Raw genomic sequence first — 23,207 nt, 5'->3', positions numbered from 1 at the left:
ACGCAACAGTGGCGCACAGCGCTAAGGGGAGAATTTCATGGGTGAGACGATCGGGACGCCAGGCGGCAATGCAAACCGCAACCAGTTCGGCATTTCCTCACGCATCATCGTCTCGGCGCTGTTGGCCGGTTTGTTGATCGTCGGTATCGGCGGCTGGGCGGCGCATGCCAAGTTGTCCGGGGCCGTCATTGCCTCCGGCCATATGGTTGTGCCCGAGCAGGTGAAAACCATTCAGCACAGGGATGGCGGCATCGTTTCCGAGATCCGGGTATCCAACGGCGATGCGGTCAGGAAGGACGATATCCTGCTGCGGCTCGACGACACCCAGACCCGGGTGGAGCTGACAATTATCGAGACGCAGTTGCAGCAACTGGTGGCCATGCAATCGCGCCTGCGCGCCGAACGCGACGGTCTCGGCGCCATCGACTTCGCGCAGCGGGATTTACCGGCGTCCATCACCGCAGGCGAACGCAAGCTGTTTGAGGAAAATAGCCGGATGCTGGCAAGCCAGAAGGATCAGTTGCGGCTTCAGGCAGACCAGCTGGACGAGCAGATGCACGGCTTCACGGCACAGAGCCAAGCCAACGAGAGTGAAGGCGTCATTATCGACCAGGAACTGGAAAAGCTGGATAGGCTGCTCGCTAAGGGTCTTGTTCCGATCGCCCAGAAGCGCGACCTCTTGAGGCAAAAAGCGCGCATCGGCGGCACTCGCGGAGAACTCGCGGCAAAGGGCGCCGAAGTGCTCGGGCGCATCAGTGAGATAAACGTCAAGCTTCTGGCTATCGACCAGGGAGCCCGCAAGGAGGCGCAGGCCTCCATCCTCGAGATCGATGCCAAGCTCGCCGAACTGCGCGAACGGGCTATCGCCGCAACCGACCGATTGACCCGCATGGATGTGCGGGCCCCCGTCGACGGCCTCGTCTATGATCTACAGATCCACACGCTCGGCGGCATCATGGCACCGGGTGCCACGGTTATGTCGATTGTGCCGCAAAGCAACGATCTCAAGGTTGAGGTTCGCATTCCTCCAATTGACATTGACCGTGTTGCCGTGGGCCAGGTAGCAAGGCTGCGATTCACGGCCTTCAACCAGAGGACCACGCCGGAACTCGAGGGCAGTGTCGAGGTCATCGCCGCCGCCACCACGACAGACCGCGCAACTGGCCAGCCATACTATCTTGCCTCAATCGGAGTGCGCGACATTGCGCTCCTTGAGACCAACAAGCTCATGCCTGGAATGCCCGTCGAAGTCTTCATCCAGACCGATGAGAGAACTGCACTTTCTTACATAACAAAGCCATTCACGGACCAGATGATGAAGGCATTTCGAGAAGAGTGAGAGAATTATTGAAATAACAGTAGGAGAAGTATGATTGGCTCAACTATTTTTGAGTGCAGCCTTGTTGAGCGGTGTTACATGCATTCCGCGATTGCCAGCAGGATACGGTAGGATGATGGCACGCTGGTAAGGACGATCCTCCCGCCTGTGGTCTCGCCCGTTGGCAGAAAATGGATTGTGTTCGCATGCGACCCGGCCGCGCCGACGAAGAACACGGCGATGCCGGACGCCAGATGCACCTCGCGCCCGGATAGACTGCCCGCTTTACCGTGTCGACCTGGGTGTGTGTGCTCCACCGTTGCCGAATCGCAGCGTTGCGGTCCTGCCGGAGGACGGATTCGATCCGAAGTGAGGTTGGCCGCAGCGCCGAGGTTCCCCGGTCCATTGAGGCCCGCGGATAGGCAATGGCCGCGACCATTGCCAAGACGGCGAGCGCCACGGCGGTTTCCAATAGTGTATAGAGCCGCAGGTATCTCTCCGCTCAATGGCTGAGGATGTCTGCTGCGTCATCCTCTTCTCCTTTCACGACCGTCCGAACCAAAGGATATGATCTTGTAGTTCCCAGTCGGGCATCATGCTGGGGGTGGGCTCTTGCTGTTATCCACTGCGGCGGCCGCGCACGACAGACGCCGCATGGAGTGCTTGGCGGCGAAAGCGAAACCACGGCCTCTTCGCCGCCCGGATACGAGCCGCCGGACCCGGCGACGCGGCGCTTGGGATCTGATGGATCATAACGGCAAGCTCGTGAACGACGAGACGTTCCCCGGCAAGGATGCTCATCTTCTTCGGCTTTGCGGGCTGCAGGGAGGCATGCCCGGGCGCCTTGATGACAATGAGCCAGGCTCGAGAAATGGGTGACGAGGCCGACGACGTTCAGCCGCTGCTTGTCGATTTTTCGATGGAAGAGCCGGACTATCTTGGGACACGGTGGAGCGGCTAAAGGCGTTTCTGACCCACTTTGACGCGCGAATTACCCGCCTGACCGGGCGCTTGCAGGACATCGAGACTGTAGCGGTCTCTTTCGGAGCGACCATTTTACAGGGCGACAAGACGAAGGACTATTACAGTGTGGACCATACGGCATCCACGATGATGGTGGACAAATTCGGTCTGCTCTCACAGGTCGTGCCTTATGGCGACAGAGAGGGCTTGCTGAAGTACTCGCGACGGCTTCTCGCTCAATAAACTGGCGTCTGACGAGTATCAGCGCGCCGTCCAGCTTGATCAAGCGGACGGGATCACCTGTCATGATCAGGCGCATGGATGCTGGACAAGTTCCCAAACGTTCCCTATCAACAACTCGCTACGGTTCCGCTTTGGCGGATGAAAAGGGAATGCGGTGAGGTCTTTTAGGCCAATTCCGCAACTGCCCTCGCAACTGTAAGCGGCAAGCCTTTCATCAAGGCCACTGATCTTTTCGGGATCGGGAAGGAGATGAGAGGTGTTCGAGCCGCAAGTCAGGAGACCTGCCGTGGCAAGACCAACCATCACCGGACGAGGGGTTCCGGCAGGGAGATGATTATGACGCCAGCGACCTTTTCGCACGCCATGTCGACACAGACGGGTTTCGCCGTCTGGCTTCGTCCTGCCTTTGATCCCGGCATTGCCGCATCATCTGAAAGGACAGGACATGAAACTCGGCTTGATCGCCGCCTTTTTTGCAGCTCTTCCCGTAGCTGCCGTCGCCGCTCCCACAAGTTATCCGTTGAGGCTCGAGAATTGCGGCACTGAGCTTAGCGTCGCGAAAGCACCGCAAAGGGCAGTAGGGCTCGGCCAGAACAGCACCGAGATCATGCTGATGCTGGGTCTTGCGGAGCGCATGGCGGGAAGCGCTATCTGGGTTTCTCCCGTTCTGCCCGAGCTCGCTGCCGAAAACGCCAAAGTCGATCGCATTGCAGACAGCACCCCGAATTTTGAAGCGGTTGTTGCAAAGGTGCCGGATTTCATTGCCGTGCAGTTTCTGACCTCGGTCGGCCCGCAGGGCCGCGTCGGCACACGCCAGCAATTCGAGGATCTCGGCGTGCCGAGCTACGTTTCTCCGACTGATTGTGTCGTTACCGACAACACGCTGTCGGACGGAACCCGCAGCCAGATGCTGACCATGGATCTCCTTTACCAGGAGATCGACGAGCTTTCGCGCATTTTCGACATCGCCGATCGAGGCCAGGCGCTGATCGGTGAACTCAAGGTGCGTGAGGAAGCTGTTCGCCAGCGTGTCGCGGACAAGGCCGGGGACGTCAGCCTCGTATACTGGTTCTCGTCACCGGAGGTGGCTGGCGACGCGTGGGTTGCCGGCAAGAATGGTGCCTCAGGCTACATCACCGAAGTGCTCGGAGCCCACAACATCATTCAGTCCGAGCAGGAGTGGCCGTTGGTCGGGTGGGAAGCCATTGCTGCGAAAAACCCTGCGGTCATCGTGATCGGTACGATGGATCGCCGGACACAGGGCGCTGATGACCCTGTCGTGAAGAAGACCTTCCTGACTTCGGACCCTGTCGTCAGCAAGCTCGACGCGGTCGAGAATGGCAGGATCGTCGAAATGGATGCACAGGCTATGAACCCGACGATCCGGACCATTACGGGCCTTGAAACCGTCGCTGACGCACTTGATCGCTTCGGGTTGCTGAAGTGAGGCGTTCACGTCTTGGCGCTTGGGCCGCCGGCTTTGCAGGCATCTGCATCGCGCTGGCGGCCCTCTTCGTCGCCATCGCGGCCGGAGTGGCGCTCGGGGAAATGATCATTCCCATGGAAACCACGGTAGCGGCGATTACCAATCGTCTTGGGCTCACCAGTGTTGCACTGCCCCGCATCCAGGAGGCTGTTATCTGGGACTATCGCCTGTCGCGCTCCCTCGTCGCCGCTTTCTGTGGTGCGGGCTTGGCGATATCCGGCGCAATCCTTCAATCGCTGTTGCGCAATCCGCTGGCCGAACCTTATGTGCTTGGCATTTCGGCGGGCGCATCGACCGGTGCCGTCTGCGTCATGCTGCTTGGCTTCGGGGCAGGGGCTTTCTCGCTTTCGTTTGGAGCTTTTGCGGGGTCGCTCGCGGCTTTTGCCTTTGTCGCGCTTCTCTCCAGTGGTCGCCAAACGGCCGACCGGACCATCCTTGCCGGGGTGGCGGCGTCACAGCTTTTCAATGCATTGACGTCCTATATCGTTTCGACGTCGGCGAATGCCGAGCAGGCTCGTAGCGTGATGTTCTGGCTGCTTGGGAGCTTTGCCGGAGTTCGCTGGCCTGAAGTGATGCTTTCGGCATCCGTGGTGATGCTTGGGTTGGTCGTTTGCATCTGGCACGCGCGGGCATTGGATGCTTTCACCTTCGGCGAGGATGCCGCACGGTCCCTTGGTATTGCGGTACAGCGCGTGCGTGTCGTGCTCCTTCTCGTCACGGCGCTCATGACCGCCACCATGGTCAGCATGGTTGGTGCTATCGGCTTCGTCGGGCTCGTCATCCCGCACGCGGCACGCTTCATCGTTGGTCCGGGCCACAGTCGTCTGTTGCCCGCCTGCGCGCTCGTCGGGGCGCTGTTCATGGTCGTGGCCGACATTGTCTCGCGCATCATCATCGCGCCGCAGGTTCTACCAATCGGCGTCGTCACAGCGCTCGTCGGCGTGCCGTTCTTCTCGGTCATCCTCTATCGGGCGAGGAGGGCAGCATGACCCTTGCCGCCAACGCTGTCCGCTGGCTTGCAGGACGCAAGGTGATCGTCGATGACGTGACGGTTTCTATCGAGCCGGGCCAGATGCTCGGGCTGATCGGGCCGAACGGCTCCGGGAAATCGTCACTGATCCGGCTGTTGGCCGGGCTCAGGTCGCCGGCTGCAGGTGAGGTGGTTCTGGGTGGGAAGCCGATGAGCGGCCTTGGCCGGCGTGAACTTGCCCGACGTGTTGCCGTTGTCGAGCAGCATTCGATGACAGAGGCGAATGTCACCGTCCTTGACGTTGTCCGTCTCGGGCGGACGCCGCATCGTTCGGCACTTTCGCCCTGGACGAGCGAAGATGACAGGATCGTCACCGAGGCCCTCGCTCGGGTCGACCTGGAAGGCCGCTCCGACCAGTTCTGGCATACCTTGTCCGGCGGAGAGCGACAGCGTGTTCAACTGGCAAGGGCGCTGGCGCAATCACCGTCCTTCCTCATCCTCGACGAGCCCACCAACCACCTCGATATCCAGCATCAGATCGACATTCTGCGGCTGGTCGCCGAGTTGCCGGTAACGACGATTGTGGCGATCCATGACCTCAACCTGGCTGCGCGCTTCTGCGACCAGATCGCAGTGCTCTCCGACGGACGTCTCATAGGGTGTGGAGCGCCGATGGAAATCCTGACGGAAGGGCTGATCGCCAGCGTCTTCGGCGTCGATGCACATGTCTCGACGTCGCAGCATCACGGGCGGCTTCATATTCAGTTTCGCATGTAATGGCTTGCAAGATCGGAGACTATGCAGATTTTCAAAACGGGAGCGTGCCCACACCAAAGTGAGGGTGCTTGATGACTGCCGCCGCTTCAGGGCTACTGAGGATTGCGGAGCAGCGAGCTCCGCAATCCATTCGCGCGGTTCACATCCGCGTTGTGGCTAGCGACCTTTAAGCGGCAACTTCCGAAATTTCAGCTGATGAGGTGCGCAAATAGCTGACAAGGTCTTCGATGGTGACCAGGTGCAGCCCATGCTGTTCGGCGAAAACCTCAAGCTCCGGCAGGCGGGCCATGGTGCCGTCATCGTTGGCGATCTCGCAAATTACACCGGAGGAAACCTTGCCGGCAAGGCGGCACAGATCGATGGCCGCCTCCGTATGCCCCGGGCGGCCGAGCACTCCTTCGGGATTGGCACGCAATGGAAAGATGTGCCCCGGGCGGGCAAAGTCCTCCGGCTTGGCAGCCGGATCGATCAAAGCCTTGATTGTGGCGGCACGGTCTGCGGCGGAGATACCCGTCGTTGTGCCCGGCAGGTAGTCGACCGAGACGGTGAAGGCGGTTTTGAGCGACTCCGTGTTGTTTGGGACCATGAGCGGAATGCTGAGCTCATCCAGGCGCTGGCCTTCCATCGATACGCAAATCAGGCCGCGTGCCTTGTTCATCATGAAGGCAATTTTCTCAGGCGAGGCGTCCTCAGACGCAAAGACGATGTCGCCCTCGTTCTCGCGATCTTGGTCGTCAACGACGATAACCATTTCCCCGCGGGCTATGGCTTCGATCGCATCTTCAATTTTTGAGATAGTCATACGTAGGTCTTTCAAGGGTTGAGCCGGAGGCCGGCTTTTTGTTGCGCCATCTGCGCTCAAGCGCGCTTCGGCAAAACTTCCCTTGGGCGAACAAACACCGCGCACCCGCCTTGCGGAGGGTTGCAGTGACTTTGCTCTCTTCCATCCGGACTATACCGTCGGCTCCGGAGTTGCACCGGATCTGCTGACCTTCCGACGCCGCCGGAAGCGCTCGCGGGCTTCGGGTTTCCCCGTTACCGCCGGTGGGGAATTGCACCCCGCCCTGAGAACATTGAAACCATAATTGCTTCCGACCTAAAAAAGCAAGCCGTTGTCGGGTCAGAAAGAAGGTTCTGCTGCTTCGTCGGAGGTGACGCTGTGTCTAACTTCCGGCGAAGGACCAGATCATGGGATGTTTCCTCGCGTTCATAAAACGGCGGTAACGCGGGTGATCGCTTGCCGCCAGTTCTGCAAGATCAGCGAGCGGTCAGCTACGGCATGCACATTTGGCGTGAACTGGCGCAGGTCATTGTCGGACGTGTGATAATCCGCACCCAGCGACCCTAGTGCCATCGTCGCTACGCCGATCGCGCCCACTTCTGCCTGCTCACCGCGAGAGACGGGGCGATCGAGAATGTCTGCCTGAAGCTGCATCAGGGCATCGTTGGAGGATGCACCACCATCAGCCAGGAGCCCTTGAAGCTGTGCGCCAATATCCTTTTCCATGGCGGTGAAAACATCGGCTATCTGAAGGACAATCGCCTCAAGCGTAGCGCGGGCGACGTGAGCGGGGGTCGTCGCAAGCGTCATGCCGGCTATTGTGCCGGTGGCATGGTCGTTCCAATGGGGCGCTCCAAGACCCGCAAGTGCCGGTACGAACGTCACGCCGCCACTGTCCGGTACCGTCTGCGCCAGCTCGGACAAGGCGTGGGCATCCGCCAACCCCAGCATGGTGGCGGCAAACGCAGCGGCCTGCGCCGATACGGTGATGTTTCCCTCAAGCGCATAGGCAGTGCCACTGCTGTTCGTCCATGCGATCGTGCTGGAGAGCCCATGTTTCGACAGGATGCGCCCGGTTGTCACCGTCATCAGGGATGAACCGGTTCCATACGTTGCCTTCACGAGACCGGGATTGCGCACACCATGGCCGTAGAGGGCAGCATGGCTGTCGCCCATCATAGCGAGGATCGGGGTTCCGGGCGCAAGCGCAGATGTCCCCTCGGCGGTGTGGCCGAACAGGCTGTCGGACGGTTTCGGTGTCGGGAGGGCGGAGGAGGGTACGCCGAACAGAGCGCAGAGGTCCTCATCCCATGCAAGCGCCCCGGTGTGAAAGAGTTGCGTGCGTGACGCATTGGAATGATCGGTGGCGAACTCCCGTCCACCGGTCAGTTTATAGAGGAGCCAGGAATCGACGGTGCCTGCCCGAAGTCGACCCTGATCGGCCAGAGTTTGGGCCTCGGGCACATTTTGCAGAACCCACGCAAGCTTCGAAGCCGGGAAGAGGGCATTGATCGAGAGGCCGGTTGCATCAATGACAGCTGCATTGACCCCACTACGGATAAGTGCCTCGCAGGCCTTGGCGGTTCGCCTGCATTGCCACAGGATGGCTGGACTGACCGGGCGTCCGGTCACGCCGTCCCAAACCACCAGCGTTTCGCGTTGGTTTGCGATGGCAAGCCCTTCAATCTCGCAAGGGTACATAGCGACGATCTCGGCGATGACAGCCTGGACACCCGCCCAGATATCGTCTGCGGATTGCTCTGCCCATCCTGGCCTCGGGTAGTTCGACGCGAGTGGAGCAGATGCCTTGGCGACGACCTTGCCGGTACCATCCACGAGAATGGCCTTGGTGTTTGTCGTGCCTTGATCGATGGCGATGACGTGGCCGCTTGTCATGCGCGTTTGCGTACAATCGCCCGACGGGCCGCATCGACGATGCCGGGGCTGGTCAAGCCGAACTGTTGGAACAGCCAGTCCACCGATCCGGTTGGCACGAACCCGGGGAAGCCGACGCGTTCCACTGGAACGGGCACGTGACTAGACGTAAATTCTGCCACAGCACCGCCGAGGCCACCGCGAATTCCGGCCTCTTCGATGGTAACGATGGCGCCGGTGTCATCGGCTGCGGCGGCCACCGCTGTCTCGTCCAGAGGGTTGATGGTCGCCATGTTGAGAACACGGGCGGTGATGCCCTCGCGTTGCAAGGCACCGGCCGCGTCAACGGCGAGATGTACTGTCGTGCCGCAGGCAATCAACGTCACGTCGCCTCCGTCGCGCACCAGTTCAGCTTTGCCGGGTCGGAACTTCCGGTCTACGACCTGGAGATCGGGCACTGGCATGCGGCTCAATCGGATATAAACGGGACCTTCGTGGGCCGCTGCCCATTTGATGGCCTCGGCAGTTTCCCAGGAATCAGCCGGTGCAACGACCGTAATATTGCTGAGCGGCCGCAACCATGCAAAATCTTCGATAGAGTGATGGGTAGGTCCAAGCTCGCCGTAGGCAACACCAGACGACTGACCAACCAGCTTGACGTTGAAATTGGCATAGGCGACGTCGGCTTTCACCTGTTCGAGCGCCCGGGCGGTGAGAAAGCAGGCGGCAGCCGAGACGAATGGAATTCGTCCGCCGTTGGCGAGGCCGGCCCCCACGCCCACCATATTCTGCTCGGCGATGCCCACATTGATCAGCCGGTCGGGAAACTTTTTCTGGAAGCCGCCGAGTTTTGAGGAGCCGACGGAATCGTTGACGACGGCAACGATGCGTGGATCCTGCTGCGCCAGATCTTCGAGTGTTTTGGCCCAGGCGTCGCGGCAGTCGTAAAAGCCTTCCTGTTTTGCTCCGGGAGCAGCCATCAGACCAATTCCTCCATTGCCTGTCCGTATTGCTCGGCGTTTGGAACGCCGTGATGCCAGGATGCTTTGTTTTCCATGAAAGACACGCCTTTGCCCTTGATCGTGTTGGCAATCACACAGAGCGGCTTTGAACGACCACCGGGAGGTTCCGTGAGGGCATCGAGCAACGCTGCGACGTCATGGCCATCGACGACGGTAGCATCCCACCCAAAGGCGCGAAACTTGTCGTCCAGCGGATCGAGCCCGTTGGTCTCCTCGGTCCCCATGCCTTGCTGCAAGCGATTGCGGTCGACGATCAGCGTGAACTTGCCGAGCTTCCGGTTGCCGGCCGTCATAGCCGCTTCCCAGTTGGAGCCTTCTTGAAGTTCTCCGTCACCCGTCAGAACGAAGGTGCGATAGTTACTGTCAATCAACTGGCCGGCTATCGCGATCCCAAGGCCCACCGGCATCCCATGGCCGAGAGGTCCGGTATTGGTCTCTACGCCCGGTAGATAGTTTCGGTTGGGATGGCCGTTCAGCCTGGAGTTTGGCTGCATATAGGTCGCAAGCCAGTCTTCCGGATAATAGCCTGCCGCGCAAAGGGCAGTGTAGAGCGCGCCGGTGGCATGACCCTTGGACATGATGAAACGGTCGCGGTCGGCCATTTCGGGCCGGCTTGCATCATATCTCATGACCCCGAAATAGAGCGTAGCAATAATGTCGATCGCCGAAAAATCGCCGCCGGGGTGTCCGAGTTGGGCATCGAAAACCATGGTAAACGCCTTACGGCGCATCCATAGGGCTTTTTCCCGGATCGTGTTGACGGTGTCGTTCTTCAGCATTGGTCTAAGCCTTTCAATACGGGTCCTGGCTGGTCCGGCGCCTACATGGCGCCGAACAAGGCCTTCTGCGCGATCTTCAGCGCACCGATCGCATCGTGGCGGCTCTGCGCGTCCCTCAATGCTTCAATGTCGAGTGCATCAAGCCCCTTCGACGCGGCCTTGAGGAAGTCGATTGCGTGGTTTGCTGTGGCGACACTGTCCTCGCGGAACGGGAACTGGTCGAGCTGCCAGACGCCTTCCCACTTGTTCTTCCGCAGCACATAGAAGAACTCGAAGATCTCGATCGGATGCAGGCTGCCGGCAACGAGATCGTCATCCCACGAGCGGTAGTTGTCGTTGACGTCCATCCCGAAGAGTCGGCCGTAATCGATGGCGAGCTGGGCAGAATCGGCGGCTGATTCTCCGCCCATGATGGCATGGCCGAAGTCCAGCAGGATGCCGACATTCGGCAGGCCGATCTTTTCGATGCCGAGAAGCGTCCGCGCGACCGATCCGAAGCTCATTCGCACACGTGGTTCGCGCGGTTTGTATTCGATGACGAATTTCAGATCGGGGTTCTCGCTGGCGAGTTGGCCGACGCCGTCAAGCGAATGCTTCCAAAGCGTTCCGTAATCGACCTGGAAGGGATAGTCCCAACCGTCCTGTCCGGGCCACAGCTTGACATAATCGGCGCCGAAATAACGGACTTGATCGCAGGCCTCGGTTACCAATTCATGGGTGCGGCGGCGAACGCCCGCGTCAGGATTGGTGAACGAGCCCTTGACGAACTCGCGCGTGTAAATCTCAGGCGTGATGCCGATGACACCAAGCTTGTTACGATCGAGCGCTTCCTTCACCTGGGCGTTGGAAAAGTCGCCGCCGAAGAAGGGATAGTTGATGTCCACGACCGACAGGTCCTTGACCTGGCCTGCCAGATCGATTGCATCAATGATGCTGCGCGGAACGCCGTAGCCATCGGTGGCATAGCGATCGAGATAGGTGGCGAAGTGCCAGATTCCGGCGCCAAAACGTTGTTCAGTCATAGATTTCCTCCATATGTCTGATTGAGCGAGCAGCCAGGCTCGACAGGCTTTGCGTTGGTCCGCCCTTGGCTGTGCGTGTCGACGGCAGCGCCTTGGCGCTGATCAGCGCGACTACGGAGAGCAGGCGCGACAAGGGAGTTCCGGCATCCCGTGGCGATGCTTTCAACAGTAATTATTCGAGCGAACCGGCTCACATCCACTCCTCCCGAGATGGGGCAATGCGCATCAACAACCACGTACAGCAGCCTACCGACTGCTTTCGATCATTTTCGTTTAATGACTTTATCTCCCATAAAACGAGAGCGTGTTCAAGATTATTCTAGCTGCTTCGGCAAATCCGTCCTCCCGGATGCCGCATTGCAGCACGAGAACGGCCGGACACTACGCGCTATGTCGACAAACCGCAGACTCCAAAAAAATATTGACAATAAACGAAAGCAATCGATAGTCTGTTGAAGAGAAGCCACGGGAGGGTGGTTTTCCGACAACGGGAGGTTTCAATGAAATTCACTAAACGTATCCTCATGTCCGCGGCCGCGCTCGGTATTGTAGGAGCGATGTCGGGCGTGGCGCTTGCCGCCGACACCATTGCCATCATCACGCCAAGCCATGACAACCCATTCTTCAAGGCGGAAGCCGACGGGGCCGCAGCCAAGGCGAAGGAGCTGGGCTACGAGACGATGATCCTCGTTCATGATGACGATGCGAACAAGCAGAACGAACTCTTCGACAGTGCAATTGCCGCCGGCGTCAAGGCGATCATACTCGACAATGCCGGGGCGGATGCGTCGGTCGCGGCCGTTCAAAAGGCCAAGGACAAGAATATCCCATCGTTCCTGATCGATCGTGAGATCACGACAGCCGGCGTTGCGGTTTCGCAGATCGTATCCAACAACTACCAGGGCGCGCAGCTCGGCGCCGAAGAGTTCGTCAAGCTGATGGGTGAGAAAGGCAATTACGCCGAACTCGTCGGCAAGGAATCAGACACCAATGCGGGCATCCGTTCGCAGGGTTACCATGACGTGATCGATCAGTATTCGGATATGAAGATGGTCGTTCGACAGACCGCGAACTGGTCTCAGACGGAAGCCTATACCGTGATGGAATCGATGCTGCAGGCGCATCCTGACATCAAGGGCGTCATATCCGGCAACGACACCATGGCCATGGGCGCCTATGCGGCGCTTGAGGCTGCGGGGCGTAAGGACGTCATCGTCGTCGGCTTCGACGGATCGAATGATGTTCGTGACTCCATCATGAAGGGTGGCATTAAAGCCACCGTTCTCCAGCCGGCTTATCAGCAAGCCCAGCTTGCGGTTGAGCAGGCCGACAAGTTCATCAAGACTGGGTCGACCGGCCTTGAGGAAAAGCAGTTGATGGACTGCATTCTGATCAATGCTGACAATGCTCCGAAGCTTGAGACGTTCGCACTGACGAACTGATGCCGTGACGCCGCCTGGACGTCTACTCCAGGCGGCGCTTCCTGATGCAAATGAATGCGGTCAGCCGATGAAGAATTACAGCCTCCTCGTCGCGAGCATGCTCGCGCTTCTGTGCCTTTCGGGCTGCAAGCTGGTGAAGACCGGCAGTGGAAATGGCGAGGCGTCGGCGGACCCGATAGCTGAGCACGTGGAAACGACGTTTGATGCCAAGCTCGTGCCAGCACTGACCGAGAAGGCGGTGGATATCGTAGTGTTGCGTGACGCCATCCGTGGCGGTCTGGACAAGGCAGGGGAAAGCTACGGGGTCCGCGTCGGTGGAGCCGGTGGGGGCTGGAATTTTCCGGTGAAGGGAAAAGCGACCGTTGTGGCGGAGAACCGTGCCTCCAAGGCTGCTGCGGCTGAGCTCGACTTCGACGGCGACGGAAAGGCGGATGCGGCGCTTCAGCTGGGACCGGTGGTGAAGGGAACGGCGCTACGCGATACCACTAACCTTTACGACTTCTCCACGTTCAGAGACCAGATCGAATATGCCAAGCTCGGCCGTGCGCTAAACGACAAGGCAGTATCGGTGGTGCCGGCACCCGAGGGCGGACTGAAGGGCAAGCAGGTAAACTTTGTCGGCGCGGTGGTGATCCGGTCAGCGAACGAAATCCCGCTCATCACGCCGGTCGCGGTCGAGGTGGGGCCATGAGTGACTTACATCTCGTAGGCCTATCCATACGGAATGGATCAAAAATCTACCCCGGTACGCAAGCGCTGAAGAATGTCGACTTCGACCTTCGGATGGGCGCGGTCAACGTTCTCGTCGGCGAGAATGGGGCGGGCAAATCGACATTGATGAAGGTTATTTCCGGCGTCGAGCAGCTGAATGGCGGCACAATCGAGCTTGACGGGAAAGTCGTAGCCTTCGCCGACCGGACGGAAGCTGCCCGACATGGCGTTGGTATCGTTTTCCAGGAGCTAAACCTCTTTCCAAACCTTACCGTGACCGAGAACATCTTTGTGGGCCACGAAAAGACGTTTGGCGGCATTCATATCGACAGCGTAGCGCAGACCGCAACTGCGCGAGCGCTGATGAAGCGCTTGGAACAGGATATCGACCCAGACATGCCGCTTGGCAATCTGCGTATCGGCCAGCAACAGATCGTAGAGATTGCCAAGGCTCTGGCCGAGAATGCCCGTATCCTCATCCTGGACGAACCGACATCGGCACTCTCGGCCACGGAAGTCGATGTGCTGTTTCGCGTGATCGGCGATCTCAAGCGCCAAGGCGTCGGTATCGTCTATATCTCGCATCGGCTTGAAGAACTGATCCGGATTGGCGACTACATCACCGTCCTGCGTGATGGCGTCATCACCGGCTCGCGGTCGATGGAAGGCGTCGATATCCCTTGGATCGTCGCCAACATGATCGGCACCGCCTCCAAGGAGTTCCCCAAGACTGTCGAGCACACACTCGGTGATGAAGTCTTTCGCGTGGAGAACGTCTGTTTACCCAGGCCAGCGGGAGGCTATTCCGTAGACCACATGTCGCTGTCGGTGCGGGCGGGCGAAATCGTCGGTCTCTACGGGCTGATGGGGGCGGGCCGGTCGGAACTGCTCGAATGCATCATGGCCCAGCATCCAAACTCGTCCGGCAAGCTCTTCATAGGCGGCGCGCCGGTCCGGGAGAAGAGCGTTTCAGGGCGGATTAAGCGTGGACTGGCGCTCATTCCGGAAGATCGCAAGCGCGATGGCCTGGTGCAGATCATGACGATCCGTGAGAACCTGACGCTCTCGTCACTCAAGGATTTTACCCGGATTTTCCACCTCAGCCTCAAGGAAGAGGCTGGCAAGGCTGCCGAATTCGTCAAGCGACTGGCGATCAAGATCGCCAGTCTTGAACATCCCGTGTCAAGCCTTTCTGGTGGAAACCAGCAGAAGGTTGTCATCGGCAAGGCCTTGATGACGCAGCCGCGTATCCTGCTCATGGACGAGCCGTCACGCGGCATCGACATCGGTGCAAAGGCCGAAATTTTCCGTACCATGCGTCGTCTCGCCGGCGACGGGCTCGGCATACTCTTCGTTACATCCGATCTGGACGAGGTTCTTGCTCTCTCTGATCGAATTCTTGTGATGGCCAATGGCAGATTGACCGGTAGCTTTCCGGCTGGTGCCAACGCCGCGGACGTTGTCTCTGCGGCCACGCCAAATCTGAACAGGGTGGATACACTATGACCAGCATCGACACTGCAAGAGGCGCCAAGACGGAAACAGGCGAATCGAAGACATCGGCCCTTCTCGTTCTCTTGCACATGCGCACTTTCGTCGCGCTTATCCTGGTCTTTACGTTTTTTGCCATTGCTGCGCCGAATTTTCTGACCGGTGGCAACATGCTGATTATCTCCAAGCACGTTGCCCTCAACGCACTTCTGGCAATCGGAATGACCTTCGTCATCATCGCCGGAGGCATCGATCTTTCCGTGGGCTCCATCGTTGGGCTTTGCGCCATGGTTGCCGGATATCTCGTGCTTTACGGCATTGATCTCGGGTTCCTGGGCATCGGATACAGCATCCAGTTCAACACGATCGAGATCTGCTTGATGGTTCTCGTGGTCGGGGTGGGAGTCGGATGGATCAACGGATTACTGATAACAAAGCTCAATGTGGCCCCGTTCATTGCCACACTGGGCACGCTTTATGTCGCGCGCGGCGCAGCGCTTCTTTTTTCCGACGGGCGAACTTTTCCCAACCTTGGGGGAAACCCGGACTATGGCTCCGACACATTTCGGCTTATCGGATCTGGATCGTTCCTCGGTTTTCCGCTCTCTGTGTGGATCATGATCGTCGTGGCGCTGCTGGCGGCTTATCTTGCCGCCCGCACGCCACTAGGTCGTCACATCTACGCCGTCGGCGGAAACGAGCGCGGGGCTGCGCTTTCAGGCGTTAATGTCGATCGAACGAAGCTGTTCGTCTACATGTTCTCGGGCTTTTGCGCTGCGCTTGTCGGGCTGATCATCTCCTCGCAACTGCAGGCAAGCCACCCGGCGACTGGTGAGACGTTTGAGCTCAACGCCATTGCTGCCGCAGTTCTCGGCGGTACGTCGATGTCGGGCGGTCGCGGCCGCATTGGCGGCACCATAGTCGGTGCATTTGTCATCGGCATCCTTGCGGATGGCCTGATCATGATGGGCGTGTCGTCATTCTGGCAAACAGTGATCAAGGGGCTCGTCATCATCGCTGCTGTCGTGGTGGACCAAGTTCAGCAGAAGCTTCAGGCGAAGGTAATCTTGCAGCAACAGGTCAATTGAGGTTTCAACCTCCTGTCTGTTATTGTATGGGTCGCCGACATTAGAATCGAGACGCTTTCGTTTATTTGCGATTGTGGGAGTTTGGACAGGCCTTTATGGAAGCAAAGACAGAAAGCGGTAGTTCGGAGTCCATGATCGGGCTTTTGTCAGAGCCGCGGCGTCGACGCATTCTCGAGTGGCTGCAGGAGGAAGGCTCCGCGCGCGTGCGCGAGTTGGCATCGGCGTTCCATGTCTCGGAAGCGACCATCCGTCAGGATCTTGAGCGGCTTGAAAATGACGGTTTCATCACCCGGGAGCACGGTGGCGCCTATCTCAACAGCATAAGCCCGCAGGCCGGGACCATGACGCTTCACCATCAGGAGAACATGGACAAGAAGCGGCGGATCGGTGCCCTGGCGGCAAGCCTTGTGAAAGATGGTGAAACGCTGATCCTCGACGCCGGCACGACAACGACCGAGATCGCCATGCGTCTTACCAACAGGCGCGACCTTACTCTGATCACCAATGCGTTGAACATCGCCATTATTCTCGGGGCCGTGCCGACGTTTGCAGTTCATATGCCAGGCGGACAATTCAAGTCTCCGACGCTTTCGCTGTCAGGTGACAAGTCAGTGGAGTACTTCCGCAACATTTTCGCTGGCAAGCTTTTCCTTGCGACCGCAGGGGTGGCACTCGATGCCGGGCTTACCTATCCGAGCTTCGCCGACCTTCAACTGAAGGAGGCGATGATCAAGGCGGCAGCCCATGTTTACCTCGTGGCAGATTCCACCAAGATCAACAAATCGTCCTTCACCCGGCTCGGCTCGCTTGATGTCATCCATTCCTTCATCACCGATGACGGAATTTCAGACCGCGATGCCAAGGAGTTTGAAAAGCGTGGCATCGAGTTGCTGGTCGCTACCTGAAACGCTCCTATTGTAAACGGCCGTCGAGCACCAAACTGCCAAAGCGTTTCCACCGGTTTAGGCTTTGACCCAAAGGGGCTGCCGACGAGGAACGGTGTCATTCCTTGATCCGCGTCGTCCGATCCCTGGCCCTATTCCAGGTGCCCGCGTCCTGACGCGTCGCGCTGCGCCCGCGATTGTCCACAGGCATTATGGGTCCAATCGGATGTAGTCGTTGACGAAAAACGCACCGTATATACTATATCTAGTGTTCGAGGTTCCTTCGATTCGCAAGAGTTGGAGGCTAAGATGGGAATTCGGTCGGCGGACATGATGATCGCCAAGCCGGAGCTGCCCCCGCAACTGTGAGCGGTGAGTATTCGTTCGATTACGCCACTGAGGCCGCAAATGGTCTCGGGAAGGCAGAATGAATGCAACGACCCGCAAGCCAGGAGACCTGCCTCGATACGAAACGTCCACGGGCGGGGTGTCCGGAAGGTCGCGATTGGGTGCGGAACGTCCGCAATCCACGCTTCCCCGAATTCTCCGCATGAGCCACTTCGGGGTGAAGTCCATGTCGCAGTATTTCAGTCCAACGTCACGCGAGTGACCGGCCCCGCCTAGCGTTCCGGTTGCTTTCATCCCTGTTCCTATCGCCCGGATCTCGGCGGATGTCCGAACGATCCCGCATGTCTTTTTATCCGCACGAGGATTTCCATGAGCATCACCGTCTACAGCAAGCCCGCCTGCGTTCAATGCACGGCGACCACCCGTGCGCTTGACCGCCAGGGCATCGACTACGAGATCATCGACGTATCGACCGACAGCGCAGCCTTCGAACTCGTGCAGGGTTTTGGCTATCGGCAGGTTCCGGTTGTTGTTGCCGGAGAGCAGCACTGGGCCGGCTTCCGTCCGGACATGATCAGCGGGCTCGCATAGGGCAATTGGTGATGGGCGAGATCGTCTATTTTTCCAGCCGGTCGGAAAATACCCATCGCTTCGTGGAGAAGCTGGGCCTGCCAGCCCGGCGCATCCCGATCGGTGGCGATGAGACGCTGAATGCGGATGAGCCATTCGTGCTGGTCGTGCCGACCTATGGCGGTGGTTCGGAGAAAGGCGCGGTGCCGAAACAGGTGATCCGCTTTCTCAACGATGCGAACAATAGATCGAACATCAGGGGCGTGATTGCCGCCGGCAACACAAATTTCGGTGCAGCCTACGCGATTGCCGGCGACATCATCTCCGCCAAATGCCGGGTGCCGTGCCTCTATCGGTTCGAGCTTCTCGGCACGCAGGAAGACGTCGACAAAGTGAAACACGGATTGGAACGATTTTGGACACGCTAGTGCTCGACAAAACGAAGAAAAGCACCGAGACACCGCTCGACTTTCACGCGCTGAATGCCATGCTGAACCTCTTTGATGAGGGCGGCAGGATACAGTTCGACAAGGACCGGCTCGCCGCCAAGCAATATTTCCTTCAACACGTCAACCAGAATACCGTGTTTTTTCACAACCTTAGGGAGAAGATCGATTATCTGGTGACGGAGGGCTACTACGAGCGCGAGGTGCTGGACCAATACTCGTTCAATTTCGTGCGTGACCTCTTCGATTATGCGTTTGAGAAGAAGTTCCGGTTTCCGACCTTCCTCGGTGCGTTCAAATATTACACCAGCTACACGCTGAAAACGTTTGACGGAAAACGCTATCTGGAGCGCTATGAGGATCGGGTCTGCATGGTGGCGCTCGCCTTGGCGCAAGGGAATGAGGCATTGGCGCGCGACATGGTCGACGAGATCATTTCCGGCCGCTTCCAGCCGGCAACGCCGACCTTCCTGAACGCGGGGAAAAAGCAGCGCGGCGAGCTCGTCTCATGTTTCCTCCTGCGCGTCGAAGACAACATGGAATCGATTGGCCGCTCGATCAATTCCGCGCTTCAGCTCTCCAAGCGCGGCGGCGGCGTTGCCCTGTCGCTCACCAACCTTCGTGAGATGGGCGCGCCGATCAAGCAGATCGAAAACCAGTCCTCCGGCGTTGTTCCTGTGATGAAACTGCTGGAGGATAGTTTCTCCTACGCCAACCAGCTGGGTGCTCGTCAAGGGGCGGGCGCGGTCTATCTCAACGCCCATCACCCGGACATCATGCGCTTCCTCGACACCAAGCGCGAGAATGCCGACGAGAAGATCCGTATCAAGACGTTGTCGCTGGGTGTCGTCATCCCCGACATCACCTTCGAACTCGCGAAGAACAACGAGGACATGTACCTGTTCTCACCGCACGACGTAGAACGCGTCTATGGCGTGCCGTTCACCGAAATCTCGGTAACGGAAAAGTATCGTGAGATGGTCGAGGACGGTCGGATCCGCAAGAGGAAGATCAAGGCGCGCGACTTCTTCCAGGTCATCGCCGAAATCCAGTTTGAAAGCGGTTATCCCTACATCATGTTCGAGGACACGGTGAACCGCGCCAATCCGATCGCCGGACGCATCACGATGAGCAATCTATGCTCGGAAATCCTGCAAGTGAGCGAGGCGAGCACATTCAACGACGACCTGTCCTACAATCATATGGGCAAGGACATTTCGTGTAATCTCGGCTCGCTGAACATCGCCAATGCCATGGATAGCGCGGATTTCGGCAAGACGATCGAAACATCGATCCGCGCGCTGACCGCCGTGTCCGACATGAGCCACATCAGCTCCGTGCCATCGGTTGCCAAAGGCAACGATGAAAGCCACGCGATCGGTCTGGGCCAGATGAACCTGCATGGCTATCTCGCCCGCGAGCGCATCTTTTATGGCTCAGAGGAGGGTGTGGATTTCACCAATATCTATTTCTACACGGTGACCTATCACGCCATCCGCGCCTCCAACCACATCGCGGTTGAGCGCGGCCATAGTTTCAAAGGCTTTGAAAATTCGAAATACGCTGCCGGCGACTATTTCGACAAATACACCGAACAGGAATGGTTACCGGCGACAGCGCGCGTCGCCGAATTGTTCGAAAAGGCCGGTATCGCTATCCCGACGCAGGAGGACTGGCGGGAACTGAGGCGGGCCGTCATGGAGGGCGGGCTCTATAACCAGAACCTGCAGGCCGTGCCGCCGACCGGTTCGATCTCCTACATCAATCACTCCACCTCCTCTATCCATCCGATCGTCTCGAAGATCGAGATCCGCAAAGAGGGCAAGATCGGTCGCGTCTATTACCCGGCTGCTTATCTGACCAACGACAATCTCGATTACTATCAGGACGCCTACGAGATCGGCCCGGAGAAGATCATCGACACTTATGCTGCGGCCACCCAGCACGTCGATCAGGGCCTTTCGCTGACGCTGTTCTTCCGCGACACGGCGACGACCCGCGATATCAACCGGGCGCAGATCTACGCCTGGAAGAAGGGCATCAAGACCATCTACTACATCCGCCTTCGCCAGATGGCGCTATCCGGCACGGAAGTGCAGGGCTGCGTTTCCTGCGCGCTTTGATTGGCCATCTGCAAGGACAGCACTCATGAATATCGCCATCAAACCCGCAAGCGGCATCCGCGCCATCAACTGGAACCGCATCGAGGACGACAAGGACCTGGAAGTCTGGAACCGCCTTACGAGCAATTTCTGGCTCCCTGAAAAGGTGCCTTTGTCGAACGACATTCCTTCGTGGGCGACACTTAAACCCGAAGAACAGCAACTGACGATCCGGGCCTTTACCGGCCTTACCCTGCTCGACACTATCCAGAACGGCGTCGGCTCAGTGCGGTTGATGGAAGATTCCGCGACCCAGCACGAGGAAGCCGTGCTCTCCAACATCTCCTTCATGGAGGCAGTGCACGCGCGCTCCTATTCCTCGATCTTCTCCACACTGTGCTCGACGCCGGATGTGGATGATGCCTATCGCTGGTCGGAGGAGAACGAGTTCCTGCAGAAGAAGTCGGCGCTGATCATGGAGCAATACGACAGCGGCGATCCGCTGAAGAAGAAGGTAGCCTCGGTCTTTCTCGAAAGCTTCCTGTTCTATTCGGGCTTCTATCTCCCGATGTACTGGTCGAGCCGCGCGCGGCTTACCAACACTGCCGATTTGATCAGGCTCATTATCCGCGACGAAGCGGTGCACGGTTATTACATCGGTTACAAGTTCCAGCGCGCCGTAGACCGGTTGTCCGAGGTGAAACGACAGGAAATCAAGAGTTTCGCCTTTGATCTTCTCCTGGAGCTTTATGACAACGAGGCGAAATACACCGAGGAACTCTATGATGGCGTCGGGCTGACCGAGGACGTCAAGACGTTCCTGCACTACAACGCCAACAAGGCATTAATGAATCTCGGCTACGAAGCGCTCTTCCCGTCGGAGGCCTGCAAAGTCAATCCGGCGATCCTTTCGGCGCTGTCACCGAATGCCGACGAAAACCACGACTTCTTCTCCGGCTCCGGCTCGTCCTATGTCATTGGCAAGGCGGTCGCCACGGAAGACGAGGACTGGGCATTCTGAAAGCTGCCAGGGCGAAACGCTACGACCGCAATTCAGCAGCGACCCCAGTATTCTATCTGTGAAAGGCGATATTGGGGACAAGGTGCCGGAGTTTCCTAGCACCCGTCTAGGCCACCGGTTCTCAGCGGACTCCGCGTTGCGTTCGCGAGTAAGTGGAGCGCCCGTCGTGAAATCCATCCGGCCGCGCTTGATCACTCAATCCGATGGACAGAAGAGAACCGACGGGCCGTGGCTGTGAAGTCTGCGGCGTGGCGGGCTCTGTTGTTGGGTCGTCGTAGCGCTCTCTCCCAGTAATCCGGCCTGACGCGGAGCGGAGTGAACGCAGGTTCATCAGGGTTGTTGCGACAATCGCCGCCGCCAGGCTGAAAAACAAGATAACCGGCAGAAGCAGCTTCAAGGGGGGGCGGCTGGAGGACAAGGGTGGGACTGCGGGCGACACAACCCTCACGTTGTTCGACGGCTGCTGGGCAAGCTCGTTTGTCGCTTTATTGCGGCTGAGGAGTTGCTGGTAGAGTTCGCGGTCGGCGGTTGTCTCCCGCTCAAGAGCCGCAAGCTTCACCTTCGCTGCCTCTGCTTGCGAGATCGCAGCACTCAGCGTTTCAATCTCGTTTGTGAGCTGCTGCTCTTTGGCAAGGTGAATTTCCCGTTCGGACTTCAGTTGGGAGCTGACAGCATCCCGTTGCTGGGCGATCTGACGGTCGATGTTGTCGATCATCTGGTTCGTCTGAACGAGGGTCGGGTGACGGGGGCCATAGATTTGTGTTTGCTGGGCGCGAGACTGCATCAATTGCGCTTGCTGCCTGCGCAAGAATGCGAGCTGCTCACTCTCATCGGTGGTTTGTGTCGTTGACCGGCTGGAAGTGCCGCTCGTGACCTGCTCCTGATAGCGCGCCTCCGCTTCTTCCGCCGCGGTTTTCACAAGTGCCATTTGCTGGCTAAGATCCGCGAGCTGCCTCATCTTCACAGTGTTGCGCTCATCGAGATAGACGATGTTGTTGTCAGCCTTAAAGCGAGAAATGGCTTCCTCGGACGCATTAAGCTTCGCGCGGATCTCCACCAGCCGATCAGACAATGCACGCGAAGCGTCCACCGTCGCACCGCTGCGCAAGCCGTTTTGATCGTCTGCGAATGCCGCGGCAATTTCATTCGCCACTTTCGCCACTTGGCCGGCATTGTCGCCGTGATAGGAAATCCTCACCAGGTACGTGGCACCCATCCGCTCGATACTAATCTTCTTGCGTAGATCGGAAAGCGCTCTGACCTGCGCTTCACTGGCTTGCCATCCAGCCCCCTCAAGCAGGTTTAGTTTTTTCATCAGTTCGATAAGGAAGCCATCGGCCTTTACGATCTGCACCACGCTCTCGAGCACGGCAGCATCGGTCCCGATAGGCGAGAGCACCTCTTCCTGCAGAGTGACCCTCGTTTCCCGCGGGTCGATGAATACGATGGCTGATGCAACATACGAAAAAGGAAAGACGAACGCGACGGTAATGAAAATGGCTGCGACAACCGCAGTAACGGCTACTATCGTGCGCCATTTTTCGAGCAGAAGCCGTATCAGGGACGTAAGATCGAGCAAGCCGTCTGGAGACCGGGAGTGCTGTCTTGATCCCACGGCTTCGCCCGGCCACTCGCGGCCCGCGCCCTCATGTATGGGCCGAGCAGGTTCGTTGGACATGTCCCAACCCGACAAAGTTCTTCTCCTGAAGGCAAAGCTGACAGAGTTTCATAAGTGGTAAGACGAATTGTTGAACCGCCGGTTAACCAACCGGTGAGCGCCTTCCATTAATGTCATGCCTGAAAGAAGGAATCCGACAGGAAACGAAGGGCTTGAGAGTGCGGGTTGGAACCTACATCGAGGGGGGACG

The 23,207-nt window shown here is 58.5% G+C and carries 21 protein-coding genes and 3 riboswitches; of the genes, 15 read left to right on the top strand and 6 right to left on the bottom strand.

The window, feature by feature from the left end:
* Positions 1–37: 37 nt before the first annotated feature.
* The 6 genes from LH464_RS19050 (at position 38) to LH464_RS19030 (ending at position 5,757) form a co-directional block, all read left to right on the top strand.
* A complete protein-coding gene (locus LH464_RS19050; RefSeq protein ID WP_226787990.1) occupies positions 38–1,339 on the top strand; it encodes an HlyD family type I secretion periplasmic adaptor subunit in 1,302 nt (433 codons plus the stop codon).
* 772 nt (positions 1,340–2,111) lie between these two features.
* Positions 2,112–2,279, top strand: coding sequence for an SCO family protein (locus tag LH464_RS24615; RefSeq protein ID WP_255648486.1), 168 nt, complete (start codon positions 2,112–2,114; stop codon positions 2,277–2,279).
* Positions 2,267–2,524 carry an SCO family protein gene (locus LH464_RS24610; protein WP_315859693.1) on the top strand — a complete coding sequence of 86 codons (258 nt, stop codon included), beginning with the start codon at positions 2,267–2,269 and terminating at the stop codon, positions 2,522–2,524. The genes LH464_RS24615 and LH464_RS24610 overlap by 13 nt, the downstream gene beginning before the upstream one ends.
* A gap of 104 nt (positions 2,525–2,628) precedes the next feature.
* Positions 2,629–2,827: riboswitch (cobalamin riboswitch) on the top strand.
* A gap of 142 nt (positions 2,828–2,969) precedes the next feature.
* Positions 2,970–3,971 carry an ABC transporter substrate-binding protein gene (locus tag LH464_RS19040; protein WP_226787989.1) on the top strand — a complete coding sequence of 334 codons (1,002 nt, stop codon included), beginning with the start codon at positions 2,970–2,972 and terminating at the stop codon, positions 3,969–3,971.
* 41 nt (positions 3,972–4,012) lie between these two features.
* Entirely contained in the window at positions 4,013–4,999 is a 987-nt protein-coding gene (locus LH464_RS19035) for a FecCD family ABC transporter permease (protein ID WP_226787999.1), read from the top strand.
* Positions 4,996–5,757 carry an ABC transporter ATP-binding protein gene (locus LH464_RS19030; RefSeq protein ID WP_226787988.1) on the top strand — a complete coding sequence of 254 codons (762 nt, stop codon included), beginning with the start codon at positions 4,996–4,998 and terminating at the stop codon, positions 5,755–5,757. Before LH464_RS19035 ends, LH464_RS19030 begins: the two co-directional genes overlap by 4 nt.
* Positions 5,758–5,923: 166 nt before the next feature.
* Here the strand turns inward: LH464_RS19030 and ribB are convergent, their stop codons facing one another.
* The 5 genes from ribB to LH464_RS19005 form a co-directional block, all read right to left on the bottom strand.
* The gene (gene ribB, locus LH464_RS19025) at positions 5,924–6,559 is read right to left on the bottom strand and encodes a 3,4-dihydroxy-2-butanone-4-phosphate synthase (RefSeq protein ID WP_226787987.1); all 636 of its coding nucleotides are present in this window, start codon (positions 6,557–6,559) and stop codon (positions 5,924–5,926) included.
* 129 nt (positions 6,560–6,688) lie between these two features.
* Positions 6,689–6,833: riboswitch (FMN riboswitch) on the bottom strand.
* Positions 6,834–6,964: 131 nt separating this feature from the next.
* Positions 6,965–8,434, bottom strand: a complete 1,470-nt coding sequence (locus tag LH464_RS19020; RefSeq protein ID WP_226787986.1) for an FGGY family carbohydrate kinase — start codon at positions 8,432–8,434, stop codon at positions 6,965–6,967.
* Positions 8,431–9,393, bottom strand: a complete 963-nt coding sequence (locus LH464_RS19015; protein ID WP_226787985.1) for a transketolase family protein — start codon at positions 9,391–9,393, stop codon at positions 8,431–8,433. Before LH464_RS19015 ends, LH464_RS19020 begins: the two co-directional genes overlap by 4 nt.
* Positions 9,393–10,214, bottom strand: a complete 822-nt coding sequence (locus tag LH464_RS19010; RefSeq protein ID WP_226787984.1) for a transketolase — start codon at positions 10,212–10,214, stop codon at positions 9,393–9,395. The genes LH464_RS19015 and LH464_RS19010 overlap by 1 nt, the downstream gene beginning before the upstream one ends.
* Positions 10,215–10,255: 41 nt before the next feature.
* A complete protein-coding gene (locus LH464_RS19005) occupies positions 10,256–11,236 on the bottom strand; it encodes a sugar phosphate isomerase/epimerase family protein (protein WP_226787983.1) in 981 nt (326 codons plus the stop codon).
* A 524-nt stretch (positions 11,237–11,760) separates the two neighbouring features.
* Here LH464_RS19005 and LH464_RS19000 point away from each other — a divergent pair.
* The 9 genes from LH464_RS19000 to nrdF all read left to right on the top strand — a co-directional run bounded on the left by LH464_RS19000 (position 11,761) and on the right by nrdF (position 21,339).
* Complete coding sequence (locus LH464_RS19000; RefSeq protein ID WP_390625016.1) at positions 11,761–12,678, top strand: D-ribose ABC transporter substrate-binding protein; 918 nt, start codon at positions 11,761–11,763, stop codon at positions 12,676–12,678.
* 67 nt (positions 12,679–12,745) lie between these two features.
* Positions 12,746–13,369, top strand: a complete 624-nt coding sequence (locus LH464_RS18995) for a DUF2291 family protein (protein WP_226787981.1) — start codon at positions 12,746–12,748, stop codon at positions 13,367–13,369.
* Positions 13,366–14,895, top strand: a complete 1,530-nt coding sequence (locus LH464_RS18990) for a sugar ABC transporter ATP-binding protein (RefSeq protein WP_226787980.1) — start codon at positions 13,366–13,368, stop codon at positions 14,893–14,895. Before LH464_RS18995 ends, LH464_RS18990 begins: the two co-directional genes overlap by 4 nt.
* Positions 14,896–14,900: 5 nt before the next feature.
* A complete protein-coding gene (locus LH464_RS18985) occupies positions 14,901–15,968 on the top strand; it encodes an ABC transporter permease (RefSeq protein WP_390625015.1) in 1,068 nt (355 codons plus the stop codon).
* Between the two features lie 95 nt (positions 15,969–16,063).
* Complete coding sequence (locus tag LH464_RS18980; protein ID WP_226787978.1) at positions 16,064–16,873, top strand: DeoR/GlpR family DNA-binding transcription regulator; 810 nt, start codon at positions 16,064–16,066, stop codon at positions 16,871–16,873.
* A gap of 237 nt (positions 16,874–17,110) precedes the next feature.
* Positions 17,111–17,331, top strand: a riboswitch (cobalamin riboswitch).
* Between the two features lie 238 nt (positions 17,332–17,569).
* Positions 17,570–17,791: a glutaredoxin-like protein NrdH gene (gene nrdH, locus LH464_RS18975; RefSeq protein WP_226787977.1), complete on the top strand. Its 222-nt coding sequence runs from the start codon at positions 17,570–17,572 to the stop codon at positions 17,789–17,791.
* 11 nt (positions 17,792–17,802) lie between these two features.
* Entirely contained in the window at positions 17,803–18,198 is a 396-nt protein-coding gene (nrdI, locus tag LH464_RS18970) for a class Ib ribonucleoside-diphosphate reductase assembly flavoprotein NrdI (RefSeq protein ID WP_226787976.1), read from the top strand.
* Positions 18,102–20,339 (top strand): class 1b ribonucleoside-diphosphate reductase subunit alpha, encoded by a 2,238-nt coding sequence (nrdE, locus tag LH464_RS18965; protein ID WP_390625014.1) that lies wholly within the window; start codon positions 18,102–18,104, stop codon positions 20,337–20,339. Before nrdI ends, nrdE begins: the two co-directional genes overlap by 97 nt.
* 25 nt (positions 20,340–20,364) lie before the next feature.
* Entirely contained in the window at positions 20,365–21,339 is a 975-nt protein-coding gene (gene nrdF, locus LH464_RS18960; protein WP_226787974.1) for a class 1b ribonucleoside-diphosphate reductase subunit beta, read from the top strand.
* Positions 21,340–21,460: 121 nt separating this feature from the next.
* Here the strand turns inward: nrdF and LH464_RS18955 are convergent, their stop codons facing one another.
* Complete coding sequence (locus LH464_RS18955; protein ID WP_226787973.1) at positions 21,461–22,918, bottom strand: GumC family protein; 1,458 nt, start codon at positions 22,916–22,918, stop codon at positions 21,461–21,463.
* Positions 22,919–23,207 lie beyond the last annotated feature (289 nt).

The organism is Pseudorhizobium xiangyangii (genome assembly GCF_020531965.1).
GTDB classification, from domain to species: Bacteria; Pseudomonadota; Alphaproteobacteria; order Rhizobiales; family Rhizobiaceae; genus Neorhizobium; species Neorhizobium xiangyangii.
This window is presented reverse-complemented; position numbering and strand designations above follow the sequence as displayed.

Excerpts from the sequence above, each read along its gene's own strand:
- LH464_RS19010 (WP_226787984.1), bottom strand. The coding sequence starts at position 10,214 with ATGCTGAAGAACGACACCGTCAACACGATCCGGGAAAAAGCCCTATGG.
- LH464_RS19020 (WP_226787986.1), bottom strand. The coding sequence starts at position 8,434 with ATGACAAGCGGCCACGTCATCGCCATCGATCAAGGCACGACAAACACC.
- LH464_RS24615 (WP_255648486.1), top strand. The coding sequence starts at position 2,112 with ATGCTCATCTTCTTCGGCTTTGCGGGCTGCAGGGAGGCATGCCCGGGC.
- LH464_RS19005 (WP_226787983.1), bottom strand. The coding sequence starts at position 11,236 with ATGACTGAACAACGTTTTGGCGCCGGAATCTGGCACTTCGCCACCTAT.
- LH464_RS19030 (WP_226787988.1), top strand. The coding sequence starts at position 4,996 with ATGACCCTTGCCGCCAACGCTGTCCGCTGGCTTGCAGGACGCAAGGTG.
- LH464_RS19000 (WP_390625016.1), top strand. The coding sequence starts at position 11,761 with ATGTCCGCGGCCGCGCTCGGTATTGTAGGAGCGATGTCGGGCGTGGCG.
- LH464_RS18995 (WP_226787981.1), top strand. The coding sequence starts at position 12,746 with ATGAAGAATTACAGCCTCCTCGTCGCGAGCATGCTCGCGCTTCTGTGC.
- ribB (WP_226787987.1), bottom strand. The coding sequence starts at position 6,559 with ATGACTATCTCAAAAATTGAAGATGCGATCGAAGCCATAGCCCGCGGG.
- LH464_RS18980 (WP_226787978.1), top strand. The coding sequence starts at position 16,064 with ATGGAAGCAAAGACAGAAAGCGGTAGTTCGGAGTCCATGATCGGGCTT.
- LH464_RS19050 (WP_226787990.1), top strand. The coding sequence starts at position 38 with ATGGGTGAGACGATCGGGACGCCAGGCGGCAATGCAAACCGCAACCAG.
- nrdF (WP_226787974.1), top strand. The coding sequence starts at position 20,365 with ATGAATATCGCCATCAAACCCGCAAGCGGCATCCGCGCCATCAACTGG.
- nrdI (WP_226787976.1), top strand. The coding sequence starts at position 17,803 with ATGGGCGAGATCGTCTATTTTTCCAGCCGGTCGGAAAATACCCATCGC.
- LH464_RS18990 (WP_226787980.1), top strand. The coding sequence starts at position 13,366 with ATGAGTGACTTACATCTCGTAGGCCTATCCATACGGAATGGATCAAAA.
- nrdH (WP_226787977.1), top strand. The coding sequence starts at position 17,570 with ATGAGCATCACCGTCTACAGCAAGCCCGCCTGCGTTCAATGCACGGCG.
- LH464_RS19015 (WP_226787985.1), bottom strand. The coding sequence starts at position 9,393 with ATGGCTGCTCCCGGAGCAAAACAGGAAGGCTTTTACGACTGCCGCGAC.
- LH464_RS19040 (WP_226787989.1), top strand. The coding sequence starts at position 2,970 with ATGAAACTCGGCTTGATCGCCGCCTTTTTTGCAGCTCTTCCCGTAGCT.
- nrdE (WP_390625014.1), top strand. The coding sequence starts at position 18,102 with ATGCCGGGTGCCGTGCCTCTATCGGTTCGAGCTTCTCGGCACGCAGGA.